Annotated in this window: 5 protein-coding genes and 1 tRNA gene; all 6 read left to right on the top strand. The window is 41.0% G+C overall.

Features of this window, described 5'->3' with window-relative positions; translation table 11 throughout:
* Nucleotides 1–30 precede the first annotated feature (30 nt).
* Nucleotides 31–121, top strand: a tRNA-Ser gene (locus tag HRU42_RS18715).
* Nucleotides 122–1,375: 1,254 nt separating this feature from the next.
* On the top strand, nucleotides 1,376–3,616 hold the full coding sequence (locus tag HRU42_RS18710; protein WP_295033335.1) for a type I secretion system permease/ATPase: 2,241 nt from the start codon (nucleotides 1,376–1,378) through the stop codon (nucleotides 3,614–3,616).
* Nucleotides 3,606–5,057 carry an HlyD family type I secretion periplasmic adaptor subunit gene (locus HRU42_RS18705; protein WP_295033333.1) on the top strand — a complete coding sequence of 484 codons (1,452 nt, stop codon included), beginning with the start codon at nucleotides 3,606–3,608 and terminating at the stop codon, nucleotides 5,055–5,057. The genes HRU42_RS18710 and HRU42_RS18705 overlap by 11 nt, the downstream gene beginning before the upstream one ends.
* 42 nt (nucleotides 5,058–5,099) lie before the next feature.
* Complete coding sequence (locus HRU42_RS18700) at nucleotides 5,100–5,972, top strand: hypothetical protein (RefSeq protein WP_295033332.1); 873 nt, start codon at nucleotides 5,100–5,102, stop codon at nucleotides 5,970–5,972.
* Entirely contained in the window at nucleotides 5,965–6,687 is a 723-nt protein-coding gene (locus HRU42_RS18695; RefSeq protein WP_295033330.1) for a hypothetical protein, read from the top strand. The genes HRU42_RS18700 and HRU42_RS18695 overlap by 8 nt, the downstream gene beginning before the upstream one ends.
* A 2-nt stretch (nucleotides 6,688–6,689) precedes the next feature.
* On the top strand, nucleotides 6,690–12,155 hold a 5,466-nt coding region (locus tag HRU42_RS18690), incomplete at its 3' end, for a calcium-binding protein (protein WP_295033328.1).

Below are 12,155 nucleotides of genomic sequence, written 5' to 3'. Positions count from 1 at the left end.
TGAGGTGTCACTATATTATTCGCGGCGTTCGGAGAGATGGCAGAGTGGTCGAATGCACCGGTCTTGAAAACCGGCATGGGTTTATAGCCCATCTAGGGTTCAAATCCCTATCTCTCCGCCACATTCAGAAAAAAGGCTACTCGAAAGAGTAGCCTTTTTTCGTTTAAGAAGATGATAGTTTTGATAGTAATGTGAACCCTATGGTTCCTAATATAAGATCGCTATCTCTCTGCCACATTCAAGACGAAGCCTCAGCAGAAATGTTGGGGCTTTTTTCGTTTGTAAATATATACTTTTTGAGTCACGGGTTTATAGCGTATCAATGTAGGGTTCAAATCCCTATCTCTCCGCCATATTAAGAAAAGGGCTCATCATTTGATGAGCCCTTTTTCGTGTTAGAAGGAGGTGAACCCTTGGGTTCCTATTGTTAAAGATCGCTATCTCTCCGTCATATTCAGACGAAAGGCTACTCGAAAGAATAGCCATTTTTCGTTTCAGAGATCGTAAACGGCTTTTTTGTATCTAAAGAATTTCAGAACAGTTCAACATCCTGAAATAGGAGTGACTGAGACAATGTATCTATTCCGCGCGACAAATCACACCTACTACACCCGAATTTTCTACAAAAAGCCTTTGATATATATGGGTTTTCCATTTGGTGTGAAAATCTCACTGTTGACGAAGTCTAAAACTGTCTCCAAAAATATTCACGAGTAATTTGGGCTGTTAATCAGGCAATAGATTCAATAACCACTAAAACTACTCCTGGTGAATTTAGCTCCTCGCTAAATAAACAAATCGATGCCGTTCGGATTGGTTTCTGTGACGTTTCTGTTGCAGTTGTTCCACTGCTATTTGCTATGCTCTAAGTTATTCGATCAAATTCCTCTTCAGCGACCAGTTCATCACTTCTAAAAATAAAGAGAGGGTACGCTCTCTAACAGTACAGCAACTTCATCAGTGTATCAGGCATTTTATTAATGCCATTGAACCTGATTTCACTGATGAGGTCACGACTGCGTGTGTGCTGTGCTATCGAGACTTGCTATTAGATGAAGCTCGAAGCCACAAACCAACAAAGCATGCGTGGTGCGCTTCTTACTTGCATCTAGCTTTACATTTTAGGGTTAGATCTCGAACGTTTTTCGAACATATTTTGAGTGTTTTTTAACACTTAAGCTTGTGAGATAAACGTTCAAGACTATGTCGATGGTACATGCTTTAAAATTATAATTAGCGGGGGTGAGTAAAATTAATACACACGAAATGGTTACATTTGTAAGTCTTCATCGTCACTTGTTTGCGTTTGTTTACATTTAGGTAATTGTTTTCTAGAATGCCACTTTCAAGGACAGAAAAAAGACTCAGGAGTTAGATGTCGAGCCATTTCAACTCAGGCATTCAGTGCTTATCATTGATTGCCCGTTTTCACCAGACCCCCGTAGAACCAAGTGCTTTACTTCGTGAATTTAAATATGATTCTTCTAATGAAGACAAGTCGTTATTAGCGGATATTAATTTAGTGCGTGCTGCTAAAAGTATTGGTTTTAAAGCTAAATTCATCACCGATACGGTAGCTAAACTTACCGCCCATGTATTGCCTGCAATCGCGCGGCATATTGATGGTCATTTTTTCATTATTGCCAAAGTTGCCAATGATGAAGTATTGGTTCAAGACATTACTGATCCTCGCACTGGCCCCACGACTCATACTTTCGATGAGCTTAACGAATTTTGGACAGGTGATCTGTTATTACTATCCAAACGTAGCTCATTAATAAGTGGGGTAATGACAGAAAGTGCTAAGTTTGGCTTTTCGTGGTTTATTCCTGCACTGATTAAATACAAAATTTATTTTGGCGATGTTTTTGTGGCGTCTTTTTTTATTCAGTTAGTCGGGTTAGCTTCACCAATATTCTTTCAAGTAGTTATTGATAAAGTACTGGTGCATAAAGGCATGACCACACTTGATGTGCTTGCAGTTGGCTTTTTTATTGTGATTACTTTTGAAGTGGTGCTTACCGGGCTTCGAACCTATGTGTTTTCCCATACTACTAATCGCGTGGATGTTGAGCTAGGCAGTAAATTATATAAGCACATGCTGTCATTGCCGGTGGCTTACTTTAATAGTCGCCGAGTGGGTGACACAGTAGCCAGAATTAAAGAGCTAGACAGTATTCGGGAGTTTTTAACCGGTTCATCATTAACTGTTGTGCTCGATGTGTTTTTTAGTTTTGTCTTTTTCGGGGTGATGTTCTATTACGCACCGCTACTGACATGGATAATTATTGGCACTATCCCTTTCTACCTTGCTCTTTCATTAATTATTACTCCTAGCTTACGTAAACGACTGAATGAGAAATTCCAGCGAAGTGCTGAGAATCATTCATTTCTAGTTGAATCGGTTAATGGTGTCGAAACCATTAAAGCCATGGCAGTGGAGCCACAACTCCGTAATAAGTGGGAAGATAAACTGGCTGACTACGTTAATATTTCTTTTAAAACGAGTAACTTGAATAACGTATACAGTCAAATTGCAGCCTACATAAACAAGATTGGTGGCTTGTTAACATTATATTTTGGCTCTATTGCGGTGGTAGCGGGAGAGCTGACCATAGGGCAGTTCATTGCGTTTAATATGTTGTCTCAGCGTGTGAGCGGCCCCATTATGCGTTTAGTAAATTTGTGGCAAGACTTTCAGCAGGCGAATATTTCACTGCAACGTTTAGGTGATGTATTAAATTCTCCTTCTGAGCCCGGTTATAACCCAAACCGTGCCACCTTGCCCGATATCATGGGCAAGGTGGTATTCGATGATGTCATATTTCGTTATGCCCCGAGCCGAGTACCTGTATTAAATAATATCAGCTTTCAGTGCCAACCCGGTGAAGTGATAGGTATTGTTGGTCGCTCTGGCTCAGGCAAAAGCACCTTAACCAAATTAATACAAAGGTTATATGTACCTGAAGCTGGCAGAGTGCTCATTGACGGTGTTGATTTAGCTATGGTTGAACCTGCATGGCTTCGCAGGCAAGTCGGTGTGGTTTTACAAGAGAACTTTTTGTTTAATCTCACCGTTCGAGAAAACATCGCCCTTGTTGACCCAAGTATGCCAATGGAACAAGTCGTCAATGCGGCACAGCTTAGTGGTGCTCATGAATTTATTTTAGAGTTGCCTGAAGGCTACGATACAGTTATTGGCGAGCAAGGCTCGTCATTGTCAGGCGGTCAACGCCAACGTATTGCGATAGCCAGGGCATTGGTCACTAACCCTAAAATACTGATTTTTGATGAAGCCACCAGTGCGCTCGATTATGAATCAGAAAGTATTATTCAAGCTAACATGCGCCGCATTAGCCAAGGCAGAACAGTCTTTATCATTGCTCATCGACTCTCCGCAGTTAAAGATGCTAACCGCATTATGGTGGTAGATAAGGGGAGATTGGTTGAGCAAGGTAATCACCAACAGTTAGTCAAACTCGGTGGTATATACGCACAACTTCACTCAATTCAAAACCACCACGGTTTAGGTATGGCGGCTAAGCCGCTAGCACAAGCGCCGATAAACCCCATAGTACAAAATAAACCTAATACGGGAGATAAAAATGTCTCATAAATCTGAACATGAAATAGAAGCGGCAAATAAACTCGCACATCGAAAATTAGCGCAAGAAAAATTAGCCTTCTTACCCGCAGCGCTTGAAATTCAAGCTGCACCACCGGCTAAATGGAGCCGCTCTTTGCTGTGGAGCATTATGGCCTTAATGCTCGTGCTTATTGCCTGGGCATCTTGGGCTGAAATTGACATTATCGCCACAGCACAAGGTAAAATTGTGCCAAGTGGTCAAGTTAAAATTATTCAGCCGCTCGAAACTGGCGTAGTAAAAACGATTTTTGTCAAAGAAGGTCAACACGTTAAAGCCGGTGATAAACTAATCGCACTCGACAATACCTCAAGCCAAGCTGATGCCGATAGGCTGAGTAGTGAATGGCAAGGATATATCGAAGACTTAGCTCGTCAAAAAGCTTTTTTAGCTAAGTTAGATGCGGTAGTCAGTCATACGAAAGTAAATGCAAAATCAAATTCCATAGCCACAGACGTTACACCTTATAACGTTATAGCCTCAAGCGTTACAACATCAAATACTCCACCATTACCCGTCAATCAGCGTTTATTGTTGGAGAGTGTCTGGCAAGAGTATCAGTCAAAGCTAAACAGTTTCACCAGTGAAATCACAAAACTGACCGCTGAAAAAAAATCGATAAAGATAGATGTCGGTCGTATAGAAAAAACCTTGCCATTAGTGATTGAGCGAGAGCGAAGTTATTACAGCTTACTAGGCACATCGGCCGTATCACGTAATCAATATTTAGAATTAAAACAACAGCGTATTGACCAAGAAGAAACCTTGTTACTGCAACGTGCCAAGGTTGAGCAAATTAACGCGAGCATAGAGTCTGCTAAACATAACCTTTACGCCTATCTGTCAGAATCACGTCGTAATACCTTACAAGAAATTAACCAACTGACACGGCAAAGTGAGAGTACCAATCAAGAGTTGACCAAAGCAAACCGACTGACGCAATTAAGGGTACTCACTTCGCCAGTTGATGGCATAGTTGAAGAGCTTGTTATTGCAACCATTGGTGGTGTCGTAACGCCCGCTCAAGAGCTGTTACATATCGTTCCTATCGGTGAGTATGGGAGGCAACAACTTGAAGTAGAGGCTGGACTGCTCAATAAAGACATCGGCTTTGTGCATACCGGGCAAATAGTTGAAATCAAAATAGACAGTTTTCCGTTCACTAAATACGGCGTCATCGACGGTGAAGTCACCGGCATTTCCGCTGATGCCATCGAACATGAGCAACTCGGATTATTATTTCCACTTAAAGCGTCATTAGCGACAGATGAAATCAATGTAAATGGCAAGTGGGTCAAACTTAAACCTGGTATGTCAGTGACGGTAGAGATTAAAACAGGCACCCGCCGATTAATGGAGTTTTTATTAGCACCGTTAATGCGAGGTGTCAGTGAAGGGGCGCGTGAGCGTTAAAGATAACAGATTATTAGTTAACAGCTTTCTAGGAGGTTAGATATGAACAAAATAACAAAATGTTTTGCGCTTATTGTGTCAGGGTTTTATGTATCGATTGTACAGGCTGATAATTACCTTCTGACTATGAGTAAGGATGATAAAGCTTGTCAGCGTTTGTATCAGTTATTTAATGGTGATTTGATGACAAATGGTAAACTCGCTCTAGAAGAACATGAGGAGTTTAATTGGCTAAAGTGGGAACAGCCATATTTCATTATTAGACAAAAAAGCGAGCTAGAGCCTAATTTTGAGGATGAACTGTTAAGCGAAAATGAGTATGAGCAGGAATATGCTTCTTACACTAAGTACTTCTATAAAGGGGCGTTTTTTGACGTAGATAATAATGGTGTCGATGAGTTTATCTCTTTCGAGCGAAGAGGGCCTCATACCTATCAGAATAGAGCTTATGACAATATATATATATACAAAAAGGATTCATATAAGAGGCTAAGAGGAGCTAAAAGCGACCAACAGTTTAGCCCAGCAATAGGCTATGTAGGTAGATTTACCAATAGCTATGTTCTTAAAGAGTACCCTATTAAAAGAAAAACCGTTTATACAACGGGGGCTATTAGTCATAGTTGGCCAAATCTGTCAGATCCATATATACGCCCTTTATTGCTAGATAAAACCTACTACATTGCATCATTTGGTAATGTTGACACTCGCATTACTGGGCAAGAATTTATATTTAACCAAAGTATAGATGAAAAAAATGCTATTGCTATCGTTAAATTTATCCCCTCTTACGATGCAGAAAAAATTGAAAATCAACCTAGATTACTCAGTACGGGGCAACCTTCAAACGAAACACAAGACATTTGTTATTTTGTTAAAACCCAAGCTATTCAACAAGGAGTTAGCAATGACTAATAGGGCTTTGTTTTACACAACTTGCGTATTTTTCTCAATGCAGTGTTTGGCAAGTGAAGTTACTGAAAAAAAATATGTGACTAACCCATGGGGGAATTTCGATGAGTTTATTCACTTATTGTCGAGTCATAGAGAAACAATTGTAGAGAATATAACTTACCCTGATGTTTGCGATCCGCTAGTCGATGAATTTATAAAGGGGGGAATCAAAGTTATTTATCCAAAAGCTATACTAAAAAGCAATGATGAATTAATTGGTTATATGAATGGAAAAACTGCTTGCACTGATTTTAAAATAAAACAAATAGAATATATTGATGGGAGTCAAATTCGCCGTTTTGAGATACAACCACCGTATTATCTTTATAAATTTAGCCATAACAAATCGGCTTATGTTGGCATAATGCCAAGTGGTGCATATTCTCCTTTTAACATTAAAACGCCCAAGATTATCGACTTTGAAGATGTCACCTTGCCTTATGTAGATTTATGGGATGTAAATCAATGCTCTTACGTTGGTGGGAAATCTGCACCGACCGACCGAGGTGATTTTGGTTTTGGTATTGTGATATCACCAACTCGTGGTTTGCTTGCTTATGAATATGACATCGCTTATTCACATATCAGTCTTGGCATCACGGCGGTCTTGAAAAACGAAAGGAAAAACGCATATTGCGTGGTATCGGGTATAGAAAGCATTAAACAAGGAGAGTGAGAATGTCATTAACTACTGTAAATTTAACTGGTACCTCGTACCAAAGTGAACTTGACTTAATTTTAAATATTTTAAAATTAGCTGAGGGTGAGCACCCCAATCACTCCGATGGCAAGGGTATTCCGACAATTGGTTATGGTTATGCGTTGTTGGTGCTTAATCGTAACGGTTTATATGTTCTAAAAGCGGATTGGGATAATATAGTCCAGACTCAAGCGGGCATTACTCTGTCCGCATCAGCTATTAGCGAAACTAATATTGCATTACAGGAAATAAGTGGAATTCTTAATGATCCGTTTAAAACTGATGCAATAAAAGCCCAAGAGGCTAAAGACGTCATTGCCACATATAAGGCTGACGTTACCTCAAACGCTTTTGACTTTTCCACTAATACTAATGGTTCACTAACCGAAATAGAAGCTGAAGATTTACTTGAATATGTTTATAACGAACATCTTACTAGTGTTCAAGGTATTTACAGTGGTCATCTCAACCTACAAAGTAAAGAAATGTTGGCATTGGCTAGCCTACATTACAATCTACCCAGCTTAGTGACTGCATCGGAGGCACCAAGTTTATACCAGGCAATAACGGGAAATCCTAGTAATCGAGCTAGAGCGTGGTTCGAGATCCGATATCGAACGAACGGCAATGGTGGTAACGATGGAACGGCAAAGCGTCGTTATTTTGAGTCACAAATGTTTGGTTTATATGACGATGCCAGTAATGTGAGTGATACGGAAGCTGCTTCGGTCATTGAGTTTTTAACGTCGCAATTTTCAAGTGGTCAAACTTTTTTAGAGAATATGATCGACTATGAAGCACGCTTTGGTCATATGACATCGAATTCAGTTAATGATTACAATTTACAAGGCACTGATTATGCTGATTTGTCATTCCAAAGAATATTCCTCCCTATTGCCAATGAGCTAGCAGAACACTTTGGTTTAAGTAGTCTAACAAACCCTGAAGATCCTTCTTCCGCTGATTACCTAGAAGGCCAAGCTATTTTATCAGCTATTGCCAGTATGAATATTGATAATGAAGTAGTATTTGGACTAGAGACCAATGGCGTTATCCAAGCTACTCGCGATGGTAATGATCTATTGATTGCAATTAAGGGTGCTGGTCAGACTTTATCGGGTGGGAATGGCAATGACATTCTTATTGGCGTCGCAGGTTCAGATACGCTCAATGGTGATGATAATGATGATTTATTGATAGGTAACGCTGGTGCTGATAGTTTATTCGGTGGCAAAGGAGAAGATAAATTATTTGGCGGGACAGGAAACGACAAGCTTTATGGTGGAGAAGGTGACGATATCCTCGATGGCGGCACTGGCAACGATACTATGTCCGGCGGCACCGGCAACGATACTTACTATGTTGATTCCCTGCTTGATGTCATCGTTGAAAATGCGGGTGAAGGTGATGCAGATACCCTTATATCCTCGATTGATTACGCTCTAACCGATGGCCAGCATGAAAACATTGAAAACTTCGCGTTGGATTCCCGCGATGGCGGTAGCGGTTTACTTCTTTCTGGAAACGAGTCGGATAATATATTAGTAGGTAATCAACTTGATAATATTATCTTAGGGGGTGGCGGCGCTGACACCCTCTATGGTGGAGATGGAGACGATCACCTAGAGGCGGGTGAAGAAGATGTATACGGTGAAGGTGCTGTTAATATTCTTCAAGGGGGAGCCGGTAACGATACCCTGATAGGAGGGCATGGCATTGACCTGCTTTATGGTGGAACAGGAGATGATACTCTTTATATCGAAGATGGAGGACTCCGCGTTATTTTGGAGAGTCCAGATGATAAATATGGCGTGGAGGGCGAAAAGCTAGGCACCGAATATATGAATGGCGGTGAAGGCTTTGATACCTATTATGTTGGTACCGCATCAAATTATTCAATCATTGAAGATTCTGATGGCCAAGGTGAAGTATATGTTAAAGCAGGTGATATTGGAGATAACACCTATAAGTTGACTGGTGGTACTTATTGGGGGGAGCAGACCATAACAGAAACCGGTTTAGAGGCCGACGGTTATACACAAATACATGCAGATGGAACAGCAAGTCAATTCACTGTTGCTTATGAGTTGGATGGTAGCCAAACGTTAATTGCTTATGGTTTCAATATTCCTAATTTTTACAACGGCATGTTAGGTATTAAACTTGAAGGTGGTCGTGTTGATACTGGTAATAATACCGTTGACGATGTCCTTGAAAAATTAACGTTCGATGAGCAATTCTCTCCCGCCGAAGTCGAGCGTATTAAGTCCGTCATTAGAAATGCTTATGAACAATCACCTATAGCGAGGAAAATGTTTAAGGATTTTGCTGTATTAGGGGGCAATGACATTAATATTAATTTTTCTGAAAATGGCTTTTCTTCCTCACAACATGGGCGCGATACGTCTACCGATGGTGCAAGCGGCGGTGGTGAGCCTGTTTTGTCTATCGATTTAAACTGGCTTGAAAATAATACCTATATTAGCACCAACGGCAAAGCCGTTGCAGATTCCCTAGAAGCGGCGCTTATTCATGAATTAGTGCATTTAATGACGGGTTTATCTGATGCAAGTAACCTTGGAGAACAAGGGGCTACAATAGAATTTGCTAACTCAATTTATCAACAAATGGGAATAGCTGAACAAGCTTCCTATTCTGCCTATGATTCAACGGGTAACACTCATACCACCAATTTTGAATATACCCAAGGTCAAGCCATTGATCGCGCATTCACCCTGCTTTCTGAGAACTCAGATATAGACGACCTCAACAGTAATGAAGGCGGGAATTTAAGCGATCTTATTATTGGTAATGAGCGGGATAATGTCATAAATGGTGGTGATGGCAATGACTACTTGTATGGCGGCGATGGTAATGACACGCTCAACGGTGACAACGATGATAATACGACATTAGGCAGTAATGACTTTCTCTTCGGAGAAGGTGGGGATGACACTCTTAATGGGGGGGATGGCGATGATGTGCTCAATGGCGGCAGTGGGAACGACAAAATCTTTGGGGGAAGAGGTAACGATCAACTCATAGGCGGCAAGGGCGATGACATACTCGTTGGCGAGTCCGGCTATAACAAATATATTTTCTCACGAGGAGATGGGCAGGACACGATTGGCGACGGTATTTATCGAATCTGTGAAAATGAGTTAATTTTTACTAGCGAAATTAGTCCTGAAAATGTCGTCTTTACTCGTGATGGCAGTGATCTAATATTTAGCATTCTAGGTACCGACGACCAAGTTACTGTTAGAGATCATTTCGAAGATGTTGGAAATTTAAACAAATTTGTTCAAGTCACGTTTGCAAATGGAGTCGTGTGGACAGCTGAACATATTAACTTATCGTTATTGCAGGGAACTGAAGGCGATGACAATATCGTTGGTTACGTTGGTGACGATGTAATTAATGGCCAGGAAGGTAATGATGTTATTGAAGGCCAAGATGGGCATGACACTATAACTGGTGGTTCAGGCAATGACACCCTCAAAGGCGAAAGCGGTAATGATATTCTTGAAGGTGGACTGGGTAACGATACTGTAGATGGTGGCAATGGTAACGACGTCATTACCGGTGGTAAAGGTGATGACGTCATTAAAGGCGGAAATGGCACAAATACCATTCATTTTGCTCGTGGAGATGGCCAAGACTCGATTTCTGCTCAATATTATCAAGCATATGAAAACAGAGTTAACAACTTAGTGTTTGCAGATGATATATCAACTACCGATGTAGTCTTGTCGAGGAATGAAAACTCTCTGTTAATAAAGCTAAAAGGTGCAGAGGATTCTATAACTGTAGATGGTTATTTTCTCTTTGATGACGATCGATTTGACGGTGTGCTTAATGAAATGGTTTTTTCTGATGGCACAGTTTTAGGTGCAGAAGATATTCAGCAATTAGTGCTGCAAGGTACTGAGGGTGACGATGCTTATTTAGTGGGTACTGATGGCGATGATGTTATTGATGGAAAAGCGGGCGATGACAATATCAGAGGAGAATGGGGTAACGATACGTTAATCGGCGGCTTAGGAAACGATATCGTTGCAGGTGGTTGGGGCGACGATGTTATAACCGGCGGGCAAGGTAATGACACCCTCAGCGGTAATTATGGTGAGGACGTGTTAATTGGCGGGCTTGGAAATGATGAACTACAGGGAGGCCATCATAATGACACTTATCTGTTTTCAGCTGGTGATGGTCAGGATATCATTGATGAAAACTCCTATTCTTCAAACCAAAGTTCAGTGGGTTTAAAGGATAGAATCAATTTCGTAGACATTGATTTCTCTGCTGTCCATGTTTCACAGGTTGATAATGACTTAGTGATTACCTTTGATGACTCCTCTGATCAAGTAACAATTAGAAACCAATTCTTTCAAGGTACTCGTTGGGACGCAAACGATACAACGTTTTATTCTAGGGTCGAAATTTTTACCTTCGCCGATGGTATTGAGCGAACAATGGACGATCTGTTTCAACAATCTTTGAAGGGCACTGACGCTGATGATGTTATTAATGGGTTTGATACAGCTGACACCATAAATGCAGGGCTGGGCGATGATGCCGTCGATGGTAAATCTGGCAATGATATTATTCATGGTAACGGTGGTAATGACACGTTGAAAGGTGGAGCAGGCGATGATCAACTTTTCGGTGATGAAGGCAACGATACTCTAGAAGGTGGAGCGGGTAAAGATACGCTCGATGGCGGTGCTGGCGATGACATCTTAATCTCTTTTGATGATATTTATGATAAAAGCGGTAAAACCCTTATTGGTGGTAAAGGCAATGACACGCTTTATGGTTCATTTGGTAATGATACCTATCACTTTAATCTTGGTGATGGCCAAGATCGTATCGTTGCTACGAGAAAGGAGCAGGCATATTCTAACTTTACGGCTACTACAGATACGTTGATTTTTGGCGCAGGCATTGCGGCTAGTGATTTAACCTTTGAGCGTCATGGTGATGACATATTAATTCGAGTCGCTAGTGACGGTGATAGCATTACCATCGAGAATTGGTTTCTAACTTATAGTGAGCACTTCTTAATTGATCACTTCCAATTTGAAGATGGTACAAGCCTAAATGTTACTGAGGTCAATAACCTCGTTGTTCAAGTAGGTACTGAGTCAGGTGATCAACTCGTTGGCACTGCTAATAATGATCGTTTATCAGGGCTTGGAGGAGATGATAACCTCTTTGGTCAAGGCGGTAATGATACCTTATCTGGTGGCAACGACACTGACTATCTCGATGGTGGTTCTGGCAACGATGAGTTATTTGGTGACGCTGGAAATGACACATTACGTGGAAACACAGGTGATGATACCTTGATTGGTGGCTTGGGTAACGATAGTTACCTTATCTATTCTGGTGATGGTCATGATACGTTAGATGTCAGCGATGGCGGCCAAGATAATCTGTTC

Origin of the sequence: Shewanella sp. (genome assembly GCF_013214165.1) — a bacterium.
Lineage (GTDB): Bacteria > Pseudomonadota > Gammaproteobacteria > Enterobacterales > Shewanellaceae > Shewanella.
This window is presented reverse-complemented; position numbering and strand designations above follow the sequence as displayed.

Excerpts from the sequence above, each read along its gene's own strand:
- HRU42_RS18695 (WP_295033330.1), top strand. The coding sequence starts at position 5,965 with ATGACTAATAGGGCTTTGTTTTACACAACTTGCGTATTTTTCTCAATG.
- HRU42_RS18710 (WP_295033335.1), top strand. The coding sequence starts at position 1,376 with ATGTCGAGCCATTTCAACTCAGGCATTCAGTGCTTATCATTGATTGCC.
- HRU42_RS18705 (WP_295033333.1), top strand. The coding sequence starts at position 3,606 with ATGTCTCATAAATCTGAACATGAAATAGAAGCGGCAAATAAACTCGCA.
- HRU42_RS18700 (WP_295033332.1), top strand. The coding sequence starts at position 5,100 with ATGAACAAAATAACAAAATGTTTTGCGCTTATTGTGTCAGGGTTTTAT.